The organism is Stenotrophomonas sp. Nf1, from assembly GCF_003028475.1.
GTDB lineage: Bacteria > Pseudomonadota > Gammaproteobacteria > Xanthomonadales > Xanthomonadaceae > Stenotrophomonas.
This window is the reverse complement of sequence record NZ_PYTV01000008.1, coordinates 147,319-164,138: the sequence shown is the minus strand read 5'-3', so window position 1 is coordinate 164,138 and position 16,820 is coordinate 147,319. Positions and strand designations below refer to the sequence as shown.

Below are 16,820 nucleotides of genomic sequence, written 5' to 3'. Positions count from 1 at the left end.
GGGCTGTGCAGGGGTGTCCGCGGCATGAATGCCGCGGCCAAGCCCCCATGGACGGGTTTACGGCGTCCCCTGCACAGCCCACCCGCCCGGCCAAAGCGAGATCCAGCCCCACCGCCCGCCACGAGGGGCTCAGCCGTTGGCCGAATCCAGTAAAATCGACCCCATGAACGCCCCCACCTTCCCCTACGACACCGCGCGCCTGAGCGAACTGGCCCAGCTGCTGATCGACAACGTCCGCGAGCTGGCCCACGCCGGCTGGACCCCGGCCACCAGCAGCAACTTCTCCCACCGCCTGGACGACCGCCACGCCGCGATCACCGTGTCCGGCAAGGACAAGGGCCGCCTGATCGAGGACGACATCATGGTGGTGGACTTCGACGGCCAGGCCGTCGGCCGCCCGCTGCGCCCGTCCGCCGAAACCCTGCTGCACACCCAGCTGTACCGCCGCTTCCCCGAGGTGGGCTGCGTGCTGCACACCCATTCGCCGGTGCAGACCATCGCCTCGCGCCTGTATGCGCCGCAGGGCCACATCCGCCTGGAAGGCTATGAACTGCTGAAGGCCTTTGCCGGCAACAGCACCCATGAGATGGCCATCGACGTGCCGGTGTTCGCCAACACCCAGGACATGAACGTGCTCTCGGCGCAGGTCGATGACCTGCTCGATCGCCAACCGCTCTGGGGCTACCTGATCGATGGCCACGGGCTGTATGCCTGGGGCCGCGACATGGCCGAAGCGCGCCGCCACCTGGAAGCCTTCGAATTCCTGTTCCACTGCGAGCTGGAACTGCGCAGGCTGCGCGGCTGAACCCGCGCGCAGGTGCAGATGCCGATCCGGAATCTGCACCCTGCCCCTACCCTGCTACCCTGTCTTCCCCCCGAGACGTTCAAGCTGCCGCCATGAGCCGACTGCGCATCTACGACGACACCCGCCCCGAATCGCCACTGCTGGACACCCAGGACGGCGCGCTCATCGCTGCCGAGCTGAAGCAGATCGGCGTCACCTTTGAACGCTGGCAGGCCACTGCCCCGGTCGCGCCGGGCGCCAGCCAGGAGGAAGTGTTCGCCGCCTACCGCGCCGACATCGACCGCCTGGTGGCCGAGAACGGCTTCAAGAGCGTGGACGTGGCCTCGATCGCGCCGGACAACCCGAACCGCGCCGAACTGCGCAGGAAGTTCCTCGACGAACACTTCCACAAGGAAGACGAGGTGCGCTTCTTCGTCGCCGGCTCCGGCCTGTTCACCCTGCACGTGGAAGACAAAGTGTACGAGATCGAGTGCGTGAAGGACGACCTGATCGCCGTGCCCGATGGCACCACCCACTGGTTCGACATGGGCGATGAGCCCAGCTTCGTGGCGATCCGCTTCTTCACCGAGCCGGATGGCTGGGTCGGTCACTTCACCGGCACCGACATCGCGCAGAAGTTCCCCCGTTACGTCCCTACCCAGGCATCCTGATCCATGCAGCCCCGCGTCATCCTGACCGATATCGAAGGCACCACCAGCAGCATCTCGTTCGTCAAGAACGTGCTGTTCCCCTATGCGCGCCAGGCGCTGCCCGGCTTCGTTGCCGAACACGGCCAGGACCCGGACGTGCGTCGCTGGCTGGACGCGGTGGCCACCGAGATCGGTGGCGCCTGCCAGGACAGCCTGGTGGTGGAAACGCTGCAGGGCTGGATCGACCAGGACCGCAAGCACACCGCGCTGAAGGCCCTCCAGGGCCGGATCTGGGACGCCGGCTACCGTCGCGGCGACTACACCGCGCACTTCTATCCGGAAGTGGCGGCGGTACTGAAGGGCTGGCACGCCTCTGGCCTGCCGCTGTACGTGTACTCCTCCGGCTCGGTGCCGGCACAGAAGCTGTTCTTCGGCTTCAGCGATGCCGGCGACCTCAGCCCGCTGGTGTCGGGCTGGTTCGATACCGAAGTGGGCGGCAAGCGTGAGGCCGACAGCTATCGCCGGATCGTGCAGGCCATCGGCGTACCGGCCGGCGAGATCCTGTTCCTGTCGGATGTGGTGGAAGAGCTGGACGCTGCCCGCGACGCCGGCCTGCAGACCCGCCTGATCGACCGCCTGGACGATTACCCGCTGCCGCGCACCGGCCAGGCTGCCAACGGCCACGATCGCGTCGAGAACTTCCAGCAGATCCAGCTGTAATTCGAAAAGGGGAGATGCCAACCTTGGTTGGCATGCTCCCGGCGTGCCAACCAAGGTTGGCACCTACCAGAGCGGATATGCCTGCCCGATGGTCCCGGTAGATGCCAACCTTGGTTGGCACCTGCCAGAGCAGGATGTTCCGCCCTCAACGGTCGTTGAGGGTCTTCACCTTCAGCGCTTCGCGCAGGGTGGTCAGATCTACCGGGCCACGCACTGCAATGTCGCGGGTCTCGCCCGGCAGCAGATCCAACAGATTGTCCTCGACGTGCACATCCAGTGCGCCGAAGTCGATCCACGTTGCGCGCATGTACGCCGCGCTTTCCAGCCGCAGCCGGTAGTGGTCGCCCTCAATGGTCAAGGTGGCCTTGAGTTTCTGCCGCGGCAGCGCCTGGTCCCTGGCTTCGACGAAACCGACCACCTGGCGCGCACTTACCTTGCCGTCCTGCAGCAGCTCGAACACCGCCACCGTGCGCTTCGGGTCGGCGCCGGCCAGCAGTTCCGCATCGGTGAAATCACCGATCGAGGTCACCCCTGCTGCGGCCAGGCTCACCGCTTGCTCGCGACGACGCAGCACCTTGCCGTCCACGTCCATCACCCGCAGCCGCCAGCGCGCATCCCGTGCAGCACCGTCATTGAGCAGCCGCACCCGGGTGCGGCCTTCGTCACGCAGCGCCGCCACCGCCACCGGCGCGAAGAAGCGGCGTGCGGCGTAGTGCAGCGCCTTCCAGCGACCGAAATAATCCACGCTGGACCATGAGGCGCCCGGCCAGACGTCGTTGAGCTGCCAGTACAACGAACCCATCGTGTACGGTCGCGAGGCGCGGTGATGCAACGCGGCCAGCGCGATGCCATCGGCCTGCATCACCTGGCTGAGGTAGACGAAGTCCTCGAAGTCCTTCGGTGTGCCATAGCCCAGCTCGATGTAGTGCAGCAGGCGGCTGTTGCCCTCGCCGGCCATGAACTTCTGGTGCGCGCGGATCACCGGGCTGTCGATGCGCTGCTCGGCGCGGGTCGCGATCTGGTCCACCGTCGCCACCGACGGCCACGCCTGCAACCCGTATTCGGACATGAAACGCGGGGTCTCGCGCAGATAGGCCTGCACCGGCAACGCCGGATTGCCCCACACCTGCCAGTAGTGCTTGTCGCCGCGAGTGGAGTCGTTGGCCTTCTCGTCCAGATCGTTGCTGGGCGAACTGGACCAGTACGGTACGCCCAGCCCTTCCTCGCCAACCACCTGGCGCAGATCATTGCCGAACAGATCGACATAACCCTGCCAGACCTTGGCGGCGAACGCCGGATCGGCCGCCTTCAGGTCGCGGCCATGGCCCCAATCCTTCCAGGCGGTCTCTTCTTCATTGTTGCCACACCACAACGCGATGCTGGGGTGATGGCGCAGGCGGCGCACGTTGTCGCGGGCTTCGGCGACCACACTGGCGCGGAACGCCGGATCGTAACCGGGCTGCATGCCGCCGCCGAACATGAAGTCCTGCCAGACCAGCAGGCCGAGTTCATCGGCGATATCGAAGAAGGCATCGTCTTCGTAGTAGCCGCCGCCCCAGTTGCGCAGCATGTTCATGTTGGCATCGCGCGCCGCCACCAGCACCTGGCGCAGGCGCGCGGCGTCCACGCGTGCGGGGAAGGCGTCGAACGGAATCACGTTGGCGCCCTTGGCGAAGATCGGCACGCCATTGATGACGAAAGCGAAGCCCTGCCCACCCTTGCCATCTTCCTCGCGGCGCAGCTCAACCGTGCGCAGTCCGATGCGTTGCTCGCGCACCAGCGTTGCATCGGCGCCACCGTCCAGCCGTGCCCGCACGGTGTAGCGATCCTGTGCGCCGTGGCCCACCGGCCACCAGCGCTTCGGTTCCGCCAGTTCAATCGGTAGTTCCACACTGTTCTGGCCGGGCTTCAGCAGCACCGTGCGCTGCACCTGGGCCACGCTGCGACCCTGCGGATCGCGCACCTCGACATTGACGACCGCAGAACCGGCGGCACTGCCTTGCTCCACGTGCAGCAGCACCGCCAGCTTCGCCTGGCGGGCGTCCAGTGCATCGGTGCGCACGGCAAGATCGGTCAGCCGATGCGCATCCCAGGCCTGCAGGTCGACCCCGCGCCAGACACCGGCAGTGACATACCGCGGGCCCCAGTCCCAGCCGAAGTGATAGGCCGGCTTGCGCGCGAAGTTGCCGACCATCGCGTCCTTCGGCTCATCGCCATAGGGCGAGGGATAGTTGCCGGCAATCTTGTGCGGCATTGCCTGCACGCCTGGCAACAGGGTGCGGATCGGCGACCGGAACACGATCCGCAGCTCGTTGCCCTTCGCGCGCAGACGGCCTTCCACACGGGCACGCCAGGTACGGTGCGCATTGTCTGCGCGCAGCAGCGGCTTGCCGTTGAGGCTGATCTCGGCATAGGTATCCAGTCCGTCGAAGCGCAGTTCGGCGTTGGGCTTTGCCAAGGTTGCAGCATCCACGTCGAAGCGGGCCCGGTACTCCCAATCGGCCAGCCCGATCCACTGCAGCTCGCCCTCCGGCGCGCCGACGTAGGGGTCGCGGATCAACGCATGCGCCAGCAGGTCGGTATGCACACTGCCCGGCACCGTGGCGCCACGCCACTGCTGCAGGCCGGGATGGGCGGCGCCCTGTGCGTCACCCGGCAGCATGCGGAACTCCCATTGCGCCTGCAGCGGGGCCGCCAACGCAGGGAAAGCAGAAGCTGCGATCAGCAGCAGGAGCAGACGGACAACGAGGGAAAGACGATGCACGCACGACTCCTGTTTTTCCGCCGGGCGTAGCCCGGCGCTACCTGCAGATCCGATTCACGGTAGCGCCGGGCCATGCCCGGCGTACCAACCTCAACGCACCACGTTCAACACTTCGTAGCACGCGCCCATGGTGTGGTAATCCACCTTGCCGGCCGGGCTCTTCTCGTCGCTGTACTTGCGGTTGTCGGCATCGAGGATGCGGAACCAGGCGCCATACTGGTGGTCGACGAAGTGTTCCCAGGAATAGGCCCAGATGCGCTCGTACCACTGCCAGTAGCGCTCATCGCCGGTGCGCTGGGCCATCAGCGCGGCCGTGGCCAGCGTCTCGGCCTGCACCCAGAAGTACTTGTCATCGTCGCAGACAAAGCTGTCGCCGCCGATCGGCGCGCCGTCCATGCCGGGCTGCCGGCGCGATTCCGGTGCGAACCCGTAGTACAGGCCACCGCGTGCCTCGTCCCAGCTGCGCGCCACGGCCACATCGAACAGGTGCTGCGCGGTCGGCACCAGCCAATCGGCCTGCACATGGCGATCGAGGATCAGCAGCAGCTTGGCCCATTCGGTCTGGTGCCCCGGCTGGAAGCCCCAGGGGCGGAACAAGTGCTTGGGATCGTCCAGGTTGTAATCCCAGTCGATCTCCCAGTTCACGTCATAGTGCTCCCAGACCAGACCACCGGCCTTGGCCGCCTGGCGGCGGGTCATGTTGTCGGCCAGCTGCAGCGCGCGCTCGACATAGCGCTGCTCGCCGCTGGCCTCGAACGCGGCCAGCATCGCCTCGCACATGTGCATGTTGGCGTTCTGGCCGCGGTAACCGGTGAAGTTCCACTGGCCATCGGCTTCGTCCTTGTACAGGCCGTGCTGCGGCTCCCAGAAGCGCGCTTCCAGCAACTGCCAGGTCTCATCCATCCAGCCACGGGCCTGCTCCATGCCGGCCTTCAGCGCGCAGCTGTAGGCCAGCAGCACGAACGCCACGCCGTAGCAGTGGTTCATGTCGTCCTCAACCTTGCCGTCGCGCAGGGTCCAGGCGTAACCGCCCGTGGTCGGGTTGCGGTGTACCTCGCGCAGGTAGCGCACGCCATGCTCGACCGCGTCGCGATACTCGGCGTTGCCGAATTCGCGGTAGGCCATCGCGTAGTTGAAGACAAAGCGCGTACTGCTCACCAGATGGCGGTGGCTGGCATCGTAGATGCTGCCGTCATCACGGAAGTAGTGGAAGAAACCGCCGTTCGGATCGATGCAGCGCGGATGGTAGAAGGCCATCGTGTCGGCGATATGCGCGCGCAGGAAGGCGGGCGAACGGAAATCGGGCGAGGTACTCATGCGGTAATGTCCTGGGCCTGCAGCAGCTGCTGCACTTCATCGAGCGAGGGCATCGCGGCAAACGCGCCCTTGCGGGTAACCGCCAGTGCGCCGACCGCAGCACCGAAGCGGAGCGTGGCAGTAATCGCCTGCGGGTCCTGGCAGAACGCAGCGAAACCGGCACCTGCCCCACCCCGCTCCAGCAGGCCGACCAGCACGCCACCGACAAAGGCATCGCCGGCGGCGGTGGTATCGACCGTGGCCACACGGAAGCTGGTGACCGTGCCGTGGTCGTCGCGGGTGTACCAGTGCAGCGTGGCCGCACCGTCGGTGACGATCACCCAGCGTGCCTGCGCGGCCAGCAGGCGCCGCAGCACCAGTCGCTCACCGTCATCGCCGAGCGGCGCGGCGAGGTAATCCAGTTCCTCGCGCGACAGCTTGACCAGGTCGGCCCGTTCCAGTGCCTGCCACAGGCGCGACGTTGGATCTTCGTTGGCCGGCCACAGTGCCGGGCGCAGGTTGAGATCGAGGCTGACCACCGCGCCGGCGGCGCGAGCGCGCTCCATGCCGGCGAAGGTCGCCTCGGCAATGGACGGCTCGGTCAGGCTGTTGGAGCAGACGTGGAAGCACTGCGCGCTGTCGAAGCAGGCGGCCTGGAAGTCGCTGTCACGGAACAGCAGATCGGCCGCCGGCGGGCGGTAGAAGCTGAAGCTGCGCTCGCCCGTGGCATCCAGCGCCACGAACGCCAGCGCGGTCTTGGCCGCGTCGGTACGCGCGATGTAGTCGGTGCCGACGCCGTGCTCAACCAGGCTGTCGGCCAGGAAGTCACCGAACATGTCGCGGCCGAGCATGCCGACGAACTGGGTCTTTGCACCCAGCCGCGCGGCCGCCACGGCGACGTTGGCCGGCGCACCGCCGGCGTACTGCAGGAACGCGCGCGGGGTATCGGCCGAGGCCGGCGGCTGCGCTAGTAGATCGATCAAAATTTCGCCGAAGCAAACGATGGAACCCATTCCGGACTCAGCCTCCCTGCGTTGCGGAAGCCGGCGTACGCGCGCCGACCAGTCCGTAGAAGATGATGTAGCCGTAGCACAGCAGCGGCAGGATGAAGCTGGCCTGCACGCCGATATGGTCGGCCAGCACGCCCTGCAGGTACGGCACCACGGCACCGCCGACGATGGCCATGATCAGCAGGCTGGAGCCCTTGTTGGTCAGCGGCCCCAGGCGCTCGATGCTCAGCGCGAAGATGGTTGGGAACATGATCGAGTTGAACAGGCCGATCGCCACCACCGAATACAGCGCGACGTGGCCGGAACTCATCATGGTCGTGACCAGCAGGGCCACGTTGACCAGCGCGAAGATCGCCAGCAGGCGGCTGGGCGAGAAGCGTGCCAGCAGCGCCGAGCCGGCGAAGCGGCCGATCATTGCCATCGTCCAGTAGGCCGACACATAGTGCGTGGCTTCCTGCTCGCTGAAGCCGCCGATGTTCGGCATCGACAGATAGTTGACCAGGAAGCTGCCGATCGACACCTCGGCGCCGACGTAGAAGAAGATGCCCAGCACGCCCAGCAGCAGGTGGCGCTTGCGCAGCGCGTCCAGGTAGCTGTGGTGATGGCCCTGGTCGGCCTGCTCGGTGGCGTCACTCAACGCCGGCAGGCGGAACAGGAACACGAACAGCGCCAGCAGCACCAGTGCCACCGCCAGGCCCACGTACGGGCCCTGCACGGCCTGCGCCTCGGCGGCACGGTAGGCCAGCTGCTCGGCGGCCGGCATCGCGGCGAGATCGTCGGCACTCTTGACCGTATTGGACAGGATCAGCATGCCGCCGAAGATCGGTGCAATGGCCGTACCCAGTGAGTTCAGGGCCTGCGCCAGGGTCAGGCGGCTGGAGCTGGTCTGCTCCGGACCCAGCAGCGCGACGTAGGGATTGGCAGCAACCTGCAGCACGGTGATGCCGGTGGCCAGCACGAACAGTGCGCCGAGGAAGGCGCCGTACACGCGCAGTTCGGCCGCTGGCCAGAAGCCCAGCGCGCCAATGCCGGCGATCACCAGGCCGGCCACGATGCCCTTCTTGTAACCCAGCGCGGCGACCAACCGGCCTGCAGGCAGCGACATCAGGAAATACGTGCCGAAGAAGGTGAACTGCACCAGCATCGCCTTGGCGTAGTTCAGCTCGAACACCGCCTTCAGGTGCGGAATCAGGATGTCATTGAGGCAGGTCAGGAAGCCCCACATGAAGAAGATCGTGGTGACCACGGCCAGCGCCTTGCCGTTGGTGACGGCAGGTGCGTTGCCCGAAGAACCCGATGGACGGGGCGTTGCGGAGATCGGCATGCGGTACGCGCCTCGATGCGCGGAAGGTCGTTGTTGCGTGGAAGGTCGTTGTTGCGTGGAAGGGAGTCTGTGGAAAGAATTCAGTTCGGTCGCGCGGCACTGCTTTCGCGGATGCGCAGCTGCACCGGCGCGACCGTGCGCCGTGGCGGCGCATCCGGTTCGTCCAGCCGCTGCAGCAGCAGCGCGGCGGCCTGGCGGCCGCGCTCGCGCGGGTCGGCGGTCAGCGTGGTCAGCGGCGGCACGGCCACCGCCGCCTCGGAGATATCGTCGAAGCCGGTCACCGCGAAATCACCGCCGGGACGGATGCCGCGCGAATTCAGGCCCAGCATCAGGCCCAGCGCGACGGTGTCGTTGTAGCAGACCGCCGCACTCGGGCGATGGCCATCGGCAAACAATTCATCGGTACGCGCGGCAGCCTCCAGCCGGTTCGGCGCCGACTCGATCATCCAGCCCGGCGGCAGCGACAGGCCAGCCTCGGCCAGCGCCTGCTGGAAACCGGCGCGGCGCTGGTGGCACGAGCTCGATGCCGCATGGCCGCCGAAGAAGGCGATCTGGCGATGGCCACGCTCGATCAGGTGGCGCGTGGCCAGATAGGCACCGTGCTGGTTGTCCAGGGTCAGGAAGTCCCAGTCGGCGCCGTCCAGTTCGCGGTTGAACAGCAGCACGTTGGCATTGGCGCCCAGTGCCTGGCGCAGCTGCGTGGTATCGCTGCCCTCGGCTGGCGACAGGATCAGGCCGGCCGGGGTGTGCTCCATCAACGTGGACAGCACCGCCTGCTGCCGCTCCGGCGATTCGCCGGTGCTGCCCAGCAGGGTCACGTAACCACGCCCGCCCAGCGCCTCGTCCACGCCCGAAGCGAATTCGGCGAAGAACGGATTGGACAGATCGTTGATCACCAGCGCGATGCTCGACGAGGTGCGCCGGCGCAGGTTGGCCGCCGCACGGTTATAAACATAGCGCTGGCGACGCAGCTCGGCCTCGACCTTGGCCCGGGTGTCAACGTTGACCAGCGGGCTGCCGCGCAGCACCAGCGACACGGTGGCCCGCGACACGCCGATGGCACGCGCGATGTCGGTCACCGTCACCGCCTTGCCGGCGCGCTTGCTGGAACTGCTGCCGTTGTCGTTCATCGTCTTCCCGGACTCCGCTGGAGGCTCAAGCCTAATGGATCACGGCCATGTCGTGCGGTGCCGTTCGCTGGGTCACCGCGAACGGCACAGTCCGGCTCAGCGCAATGCGCTGCCCGGTGCCGCGCACCAGGACACCGGCAGGTCCTTCACGGCGGTACCCCAGCCCTGCTCCGGCGCCTTGCCATCAAGCGCGAAGTGCAGGCGCGGGCCCTGCTGCAGGCGGTCCCAGTCCAGCCACACCGGTGCATGCACCTGGCCATCGACCTGCACGCCCTGCACGTACTGCAGGCGGCGACCGTCGGCGCCCGGCGCGTCGATGCGCAGGGTACGGCCATTGCCCATGTCCACTTCCACCTTGGCAAAGCGCGGGGTGTGCAGCAGGAACTGGCCGCTGCCGGGCACCGCCGGGTACACACCGATGGCGCTGAACAGATACCAGGCCGACATCGTGCCGAGGTCATCGTTGCCGGTCACGCCGTTGGGGGCATTGGTGAACAGCTGCTGCGCAGCGCGCACCACCGCCGCCGTCTTCCACGGCTGGCCGATCAGCGTGTACAGCCAGGGCGAGTGCAGGTCCGGTTCGTTGTTCGGGTTGTAGCGGAACTGGTTGTAGTAGCTGTACGGTCCGACCACCCACTCCTTGCGGGCGGCGTTGAGCGGATCGGCCTGCAGCGCGTCCATCGCGAAGAACGCGTCAAGGCGGCGACCGGCCTGTTCGCGGCCGTCCATCGCTTCGACCAGGCCCGGCACGTCCTGCTGCGCCAGCCACTGGTACTGCCACGCGGTGCCCTCATGGAAACCGTGGTGCGAACGCGGGCTGTAGTGGCCATCGGCCGGGGTGTACCACTGGCCATCCTCGGTACGCGGGCGCGGGAAACCGGTGAAGCCGGTCTCGGCATCGCGCACCTGCGGGTCCCACACCTTGCGCCAGTTGCGGCCGCGCTCACGCAGCGTCGCCGCGTCCTGCGCATGACCGAGGCCATCGGCCATCTGCGAGAGCGCACAGTCGGCCAGCGCGTACTCCAGCGTCGCCGAGCCGCCGTGGTGCGGATCAACGTCCATGCCCTTGGACGGGAACGCGCGGTCATAGACCACATAACCCTTGTCCAGGTAGGTCGGGTTGCCGGAACGGCCAGCCATGCGCGAGTTCAGCGGCGGCGTGCCGAAAGCGTTGCGGCGCAGTGCATCCCAGGCCTGCGATTCGCGGCCCTTGAGCGCGCCGAAGCGCCACAGGTCGACCATGAACGGGGTGACCGGATCGCCTGTCATGATGTTGGTCTCGAAGTTGGCATAGCCCCAGCGCGGCAGCCAGCCGCCCTGTTCGTCGATCGCCAGCAGCGTGCGGCCGATGTCGCGCGCCACATCCGGGCGGGTCAGCGCCAGCCACTGATTCTGCGCGCGGTAGGTATCCCACAGCGAGAAGTACTCGTAGTAGGTCCAGCCATCGGCACGATGGATGCCATCGTCATAGCCACGGTAGCGACCGTCGGCATCGTTGCCGGTCATCGGCTGCAGCAGCGCGTGGTAGACCGCGCTGTAGAACACGGCGCGGTCGTCAGCGTTGCCGCCCTGCACGCGCACCCGGCCCAGCTGCTCGCGCCAGGACTGCTGGGACAGCGTGCGCATGCGGTCGAAACCGAGCAGCGCCCCACCCTGCATGCCCTCGGCGCGCAGATTGGTGCGCGCGCCTTCGGCGTCCACGTGCGAGATCGCGCTGACCGCCGTCACCGACTGGCCCTTGGCCAGATCGAAACTGAGCCAGGCGCCATTCGGCTTCTGCTCGCCTTCCATGCTGTGACGCGCGCCGGGCAGGCCACCGCCTTCACCCCAGGTGCCGTGCGCCTTGAACGGGCGGTCGAACTCGATGCGGAACCAGGTGGTGTACTGGTGCCCGCCACAGAAGCTCTTGGTGACCAGCTTGCCTTCCACCACGCGGTCGCCGACCACATCGACCACACTGCCGATCACCGAATGGCGTTCGTTGGCCTGGCCGACGTTGACCAGCACGTGGCCGTCGCCGCTGCGCTGGCTGAAGGTGTAGCGCTCAGCGGCGGCGCGGGTGCGCGCGGTCGCCTCGGCATCGATGCCGCCATAGCTCGTCAGCCGCACTTTGTAGTAGCCGGCCTGGCCGATCTCACCGTCATGGGTATAGGACGCGGCGTAGGCCTTGTGATCGAACTGCTTGGGGTTGCCGGTATCGAAATCGCCGCCCGGGCCGATGCTGCCCGTCACCGGCAGTACCGACACCTGCCCGCCCTGCTCCCAGCAACCGGCGCCGGAAATGAACGAGTGGCCGAAACCGCGGATCTTCTCGTCGTCGTAGCGCCAGCCCGAGTAATGGCTGCCGATCGGGCTGACCTGGATCAGGCCGAACGGCGCCGATGCGCCCGGGAAGGTGTTGCCATCGTCCTTGCTGCCGATGAAGGTATTGACCTCGCGCTCCAGCGCCGCCGGTGCCGCCTGCAGCAGCATCGGCATGGCCGACAGGGCGAGCAGGCAGGCCAGGCGCGCCAGCGGGCGCTCGGACAAGGGGACGGCGGGAGCGGACGGCACTGGACGCATGTCGGGTTCCTGTAGTCGATGACGCGAAGGCAGACGATCGGGGCCGTCCGGCACCGTTCCGCTGAGCCTTGCCCGCATCGGCAGATGGCTCCCCCTGGAATGACGCCTGACCCACGTGACCGTGAATTTAGATCGATTCAAGTAGAGCATGCAGGTTCAGCCGAATGCATTCTGCGGCGCAGCATGAGGGGGTGTTCGGCAGGGCTGCGCCCTGCACCTGCTCCGAGCTGGAGCAACAGCAACAGCAACAGCAACAGCAGAAGCCGGTTTCCTGTGGGGAGTCGGGGTGGGCCCGGTTGCGGGGGACGCCGTAAACCCATCCTTGGGGGCTTGGCCGCGGCATCCATGCCGCGGACACCCCCGCAACCGGACCCACCCCGCCTTCGACAGATTTCCGCGATCTGCGACGGATCCACGCCATGCGTGGATGAATCTCTGGCAGATATCGAAATCAATTGGGGTCAGATCCGTTTTCCTACGGAAAACGGATCTGACCCCGGGCCGTTACCCCCTGCCATCCCCAGGCCCCATCCAACCGTCACCGGGAAACTGTCCAGGGCGGGGCGGTGTGGGCTGGCAGGACCGTTGGCGCCATGGATGGCGCCATCAAGCCCCCATGGACGGGTTTACGGCGTGTCCTGCCAGCCCACACCGCCCCGCCAAACCACAGACAACCCAGAGCCGCTTTGGCTTTGGCTTTGGCTGTGCCTTTGGCTGTTGCCGGCCAGCGGCCGGCACTACCCGCAGGTGCAGGGCGCCGCCCTGCCGACCCACCCTCCCCTGCGCACGAAAACGTTTCCACTGCTTTCAGCAAACCGTCACAGCATTGCCACGCCAGTACCATATTGCGCAGCAGCATGCGCCCACGCGCGACCCATGCTAAAAATCGCCCGCCCATCGCTTAGATCGATCCAAGACGACATTGCGATGGCCGGGAGTTGGGGAAGCGGGAACAGGACGTACCAGGCCACGCGCACGGTGCCACTGCCACCGCATGGCGACAGCGACAATGTCACTTCAAATTAGATCGATTCAAGTTGTCCGTGCCACGTCACCGGATCAATCCAGGAGAGAGGGAGAGATGGGAATGAAGCATTCAACACGTACGCATGGCCAGGACGCATTGTCGTTGGCCATCGCGCTGGCCCTGGCTGCCGCCGTTCTGCCGGCTGGCGCCGCCGCGCAGCAGGCCGCCAGCACCGGCACGCAGGACGCCACCACCCTGGACAGCGTCCAGGTCACCGGCTACCGCTACGCCATCGAGAAGAGCCTCGAGCAGAAGCGCGACGCCAACGCCGTGGTCGAAGTGATCACCGCCGAAGACGTCGGCAAGTTCCCCGACAAGAACGTGGCCGATGCGCTGCAGCGCGTCCCCGGCGTGGTCATCACCCGTAGTGGCGGTGAAGGCAAGAGTGTCAGCGTGCGCGGCCTTGCCCCGGACCTGACCCTGACCCAGTTGAACGGCAACTACGTTGCTACTTCGGAAACCAATGACGAAGCCACGCGTTCGTTCAACTACACCCTGCTGCCGTCGAACATGCTGTCCAGCGCCGAGCTGTTCAAGTCGCCGGAAGCGCGCATCGACGAAGGCGGCATCGGCGGCACGGTCATCCTGCACACCCGACGCCCGCTGGACATGGAATCCAACTCGGGCTTCGTCACGCTCGAGGGCACCTCCTCCGACACCCATCACGATATCGATCCGCAGGCGTCGGCGCTGTACTCATGGCACAGCCAGGACGAACGCTTCGGCGTGCTGGTGGGCGTGACCCAGCAGAAGCGCACCACCCGGACCATGGAAGCCAGCACCGAGGATTACCAGTGGTATGGCGCCGGCAAGGCCCGTGATGCCTACGGCAATACGCAGGCACAGGATGGCATCCACTACTGGTGGGGCCGCTCCGGCTTCAACAACCAGTCCGGCCAGAACTACACCGACTTCTTCATGCCGACCTCGGTGAACTTCGCGGTGAAGGAAGAGAAGCGTGAGCGCAAGGGCGGTCAGCTGACCTTCCAGTTCAAGCCGGTCGACAACCTCACCCTGACCGCGAACTACTTCCGCTTCGAGCTTCAGGGTGACTACACCCAGAACATGCTGAAGATTCCCGAATGGAGCATGGCCCGCTTCAACGGCGACGGCAACTGGGCCGGTGGCCGCCTGCTCAACGGCCTGGACTTTGATCCCAGTGGCAGCATCGTCACCGGTGGCCAGTTCGAGAAGCTGGCCGGTAAAACCTATTACTGCAGCGAGGACGAGGCCAAGGCCGCCGGTCTCGCACCCGGCGGCTGGGGCCCGGACGACTGCACCGTTCCCACCCCGCAGCTGACCGGTGGCTACAGCAAGGAAAAGGCACTCTCGCAGACCGCCGACCTGAGCATCGACTGGGACATCAGTCCGCTGTGGAAGGCCTCGTTCACCGGTGGCCGCACCTGGTCCGAAGGTGGCCCGTCGATGAACTTCCGCATGTCGGCCAAGCCGCGCCGCAAGGACGGCAACGTCTACCTGCCCGGCAACCTGTACAGCGCGTGGGATCTGACCGGCACGCCGTCTGCGACCTTCTCGCCGGACCTGCAGCAGCAGCTGATGAACGGCATCGCCGAAGTCGATACCGGCTCCACCGATTCGTCGTGGAAGCGCACCGAGGTCAAGCAGAACTACTTCCAGGCCGATGTGACCAAGCTGTTCGAGTCCGGCTGGCTGGATTCGATCCAGTTCGGCGCCAAGTACCGTGACGGCAAGGTCCACCGCAACACCGGCAATACCTACTGGGTGTGCCCGGGCCGCGACCCTGCCGACTATGACAACAGCCGCTACCAGAGCGGCTGCGACCCGACCGCCGGCAACGCGCAGCCGGGCTTCTTCCTGTCCAACCCGATCAGCAACATTGCCGGCGGCTTCAACGCCAATGTGTTCCCGGGCATCAACTACCCGGCCTACATCGACTACCTGAACCAGACCTACGGCGGTTCGCACAACCGGACCGAGGAAGATTTCGTCTACAACGTCAACGAGAAGATCTACTCCGGCTACTTCCAGGCCAACTTCCGTACCGAGCGCCTGCGCGGCAATGTCGGCGTGCGCGTGGTGCGTACCAAGCAGTTCGCCCAGTCCTCCGACTCGATCGAGAAGTTCAACGACTACTTCCTGGACAACGCCTCCGGCGCGCCGATGGCGTGCACCGATCCGGCCGCGGCGGCCTATCCGACCTACAGCTGCGAAAGTGGCTTCGTGCGCCTTCCGCATGATCTGGCGCAGAGCAAGACCTACGACCTGATCGGCGTGGACCGCACCTACACCGACGTACTGCCGAGCTTCAACATCGCCTGGGACATCACCGATACGCTGGTCCTGCGCGGCGCGGCGTCCAAGGTCATCGCCCGCCCCGGCTACACCGACATCGCCGCGCCCGGCGCACTGAGCTACTACAGCCAGGAGTACGTCAATGATCGCCGCGTGGCGGGCGGCGCATCGACCGCCGGCTGGGTCGGCCAGGGCAGCAACAAGCAGCTGGAGCCGTTCAAGGCAACCCAGTTCGACCTGGGCCTGGAGTGGTACTTCCAGCCCGGTGCCGTTGCCGGCGTGGGCCTGTTCCGCAAGAACGTGGACAACTTCACCCTGCCGGTGGTGCGTGACACCCCGATGGTGATCGGTGGCGAGGCGGTGACCGTGCAACGCTACGAGACCCAGGCCAACGGCCGTGATGGCGTTTCCCAGGGCGTGGAGCTGTACGGCCAGTACACCTTCGATTTCGGCGTGGGCGTGCAGGCCAACTACACCTACAACGACACCAACCTGGCATCGATCGTGCTGGACGGCCAGGAGATCGGCTCCTCGCCGCTGGTCGGCAGTGCCAAGAACCAGGCCAACGTGACCGTGTTCTACGAGAACGAGAAGTTCCTCGCACGCGCTTCGTTCAACCGGCGTGGCCAGGTGGTCGGCGGACTCAACAACGGCCTGACCGTCTACACCGAACCCTACGATCAGCTGGATCTGAACGTTGCCTACAACCTGACCCCGGACTGGACGCTGACCGCCTCGGTGATCAACGCCACCAAGTCCGAACAGCGCGTGCACCTGGGCAGTGACAGCAAGGCCCGCCTCATCTCCAACACCTACGCAGGCCGCCAGCTGTACTTCGGCGCCACCTGGAAGTTCTGACGTCGCACCGGGTGGCCCGGGTCTGACCCGGTGCTGCCCCGCCCCGCCGCGCGCGGGGCCATTCCTCCACGGCAGCCACGCTGGTACAGGTGGCTGCCGTTTTTGTTGGAAGGGGTGATGCGTTGGAGGCGATGGACTGGCGTTCATCCCCGCGCTTGACCCTGCCATCGTTGGAAGGTGCACACTGGTTCCCTCTCAAGAGCAGCGAAGGAGCGACAGATGGAATTCCATGTTGACGGCATGACCTGCGGCGGCTGCGCGCGCAGCGTGACCCGCGCGATCCAGCAGATTGATCCGGACGCCCGCGTGGAGGCCGATCCGCCGACCGGACGGGTCAAGGTGCAGACCACCGCCTCGCAGGAGCAGGTGTTCGCTGCGGTGAACGATGCGGGTTTCCCGCCGCGCACCGCCTGATCCGCAG

At 66.4% G+C, this 16,820-nt stretch carries 11 protein-coding genes; 5 read left to right on the top strand and 6 right to left on the bottom strand.

Translation table 11 applies throughout. From position 1 onward, the window contains the following. Positions 1 to 163 precede the first annotated feature (163 nt). From C9412_RS15315 to mtnC, 3 genes are all read left to right on the top strand, one after another. Complete coding sequence (locus C9412_RS15315) at positions 164 to 805, top strand: methylthioribulose 1-phosphate dehydratase (protein WP_107232430.1); 642 nt, start codon at positions 164 to 166, stop codon at positions 803 to 805. Positions 806 to 897: 92 nt separating this feature from the next. Continuing rightward, a complete protein-coding gene (locus C9412_RS15310) occupies positions 898 to 1,455 on the top strand; it encodes an acireductone dioxygenase (RefSeq protein WP_107232429.1) in 558 nt (185 codons plus the stop codon). Between the two features lie 3 nt (positions 1,456 to 1,458). Next, positions 1,459 to 2,154 (top strand): acireductone synthase, encoded by a 696-nt coding sequence (gene mtnC / locus C9412_RS15305; protein ID WP_107232428.1) that lies wholly within the window; start codon positions 1,459 to 1,461, stop codon positions 2,152 to 2,154. Positions 2,155 to 2,299: 145 nt separating this feature from the next. On the opposite strand, the gene C9412_RS15300 is transcribed toward mtnC, so the two are convergent. From C9412_RS15300 to C9412_RS15275, 6 genes are all read right to left on the bottom strand, one after another. Continuing rightward, entirely contained in the window at positions 2,300 to 4,918 is a 2,619-nt protein-coding gene (locus C9412_RS15300) for a glycoside hydrolase family 2 protein (protein ID WP_107232427.1), read from the bottom strand. A 90-nt stretch (positions 4,919 to 5,008) separates the two neighbouring features. Beyond that, entirely contained in the window at positions 5,009 to 6,235 is a 1,227-nt protein-coding gene (locus C9412_RS15295; protein WP_107232426.1) for an AGE family epimerase/isomerase, read from the bottom strand. After that, positions 6,232 to 7,227 carry a carbohydrate kinase gene (locus C9412_RS15290; protein ID WP_107232425.1) on the bottom strand — a complete coding sequence of 332 codons (996 nt, stop codon included), beginning with the start codon at positions 7,225 to 7,227 and terminating at the stop codon, positions 6,232 to 6,234. The genes C9412_RS15295 and C9412_RS15290 overlap by 4 nt, the downstream gene beginning before the upstream one ends. Before the next feature lie 7 nt (positions 7,228 to 7,234). Further along, complete coding sequence (gene fucP / locus C9412_RS15285) at positions 7,235 to 8,548, bottom strand: L-fucose:H+ symporter permease (RefSeq protein WP_107232424.1); 1,314 nt, start codon at positions 8,546 to 8,548, stop codon at positions 7,235 to 7,237. Between the two features lie 80 nt (positions 8,549 to 8,628). After that, a complete protein-coding gene (locus C9412_RS15280; RefSeq protein ID WP_107232423.1) occupies positions 8,629 to 9,678 on the bottom strand; it encodes a LacI family DNA-binding transcriptional regulator in 1,050 nt (349 codons plus the stop codon). A 96-nt stretch (positions 9,679 to 9,774) separates the two neighbouring features. Further along, positions 9,775 to 12,156, bottom strand: coding sequence for a GH92 family glycosyl hydrolase (locus C9412_RS15275; protein ID WP_258190292.1), 2,382 nt, complete (start codon positions 12,154 to 12,156; stop codon positions 9,775 to 9,777). A gap of 1,165 nt (positions 12,157 to 13,321) precedes the next feature. On the opposite strand from C9412_RS15275, the gene C9412_RS15270 reads away from it, so the two are divergent. Both C9412_RS15270 and C9412_RS15265 read left to right on the top strand, forming a co-directional pair. Further along, positions 13,322 to 16,399: a TonB-dependent receptor gene (locus C9412_RS15270; RefSeq protein WP_107232421.1), complete on the top strand. Its 3,078-nt coding sequence runs from the start codon at positions 13,322 to 13,324 to the stop codon at positions 16,397 to 16,399. 219 nt (positions 16,400 to 16,618) lie between these two features. Then, positions 16,619 to 16,813: a heavy-metal-associated domain-containing protein gene (locus tag C9412_RS15265; protein WP_107232420.1), complete on the top strand. Its 195-nt coding sequence runs from the start codon at positions 16,619 to 16,621 to the stop codon at positions 16,811 to 16,813. Positions 16,814 to 16,820: the final 7 nt, after the last annotated feature.

What these genes read in the sequence shown, in the direction of transcription:
- C9412_RS15315 (WP_107232430.1), top strand. Translation starts at nt 164, where the DNA reads ATGAACGCCCCCACCTTCCCCTACGACACCGCGCGCCTGAGCGAACTG.
- C9412_RS15310 (WP_107232429.1), top strand. Translation starts at nt 898, where the DNA reads ATGAGCCGACTGCGCATCTACGACGACACCCGCCCCGAATCGCCACTG.
- mtnC (WP_107232428.1), top strand. Translation starts at nt 1,459, where the DNA reads ATGCAGCCCCGCGTCATCCTGACCGATATCGAAGGCACCACCAGCAGC.
- C9412_RS15295 (WP_107232426.1), bottom strand. Translation starts at nt 6,235, where the DNA reads ATGAGTACCTCGCCCGATTTCCGTTCGCCCGCCTTCCTGCGCGCGCAT.
- C9412_RS15290 (WP_107232425.1), bottom strand. Translation starts at nt 7,227, where the DNA reads ATGGGTTCCATCGTTTGCTTCGGCGAAATTTTGATCGATCTACTAGCG.
- fucP (WP_107232424.1), bottom strand. Translation starts at nt 8,548, where the DNA reads ATGCCGATCTCCGCAACGCCCCGTCCATCGGGTTCTTCGGGCAACGCA.
- C9412_RS15280 (WP_107232423.1), bottom strand. Translation starts at nt 9,678, where the DNA reads ATGAACGACAACGGCAGCAGTTCCAGCAAGCGCGCCGGCAAGGCGGTG.
- C9412_RS15275 (WP_258190292.1), bottom strand. Translation starts at nt 12,156, where the DNA reads ATGCCGATGCTGCTGCAGGCGGCACCGGCGGCGCTGGAGCGCGAGGTC.
- C9412_RS15270 (WP_107232421.1), top strand. Translation starts at nt 13,322, where the DNA reads ATGGGAATGAAGCATTCAACACGTACGCATGGCCAGGACGCATTGTCG.
- C9412_RS15265 (WP_107232420.1), top strand. Translation starts at nt 16,619, where the DNA reads ATGGAATTCCATGTTGACGGCATGACCTGCGGCGGCTGCGCGCGCAGC.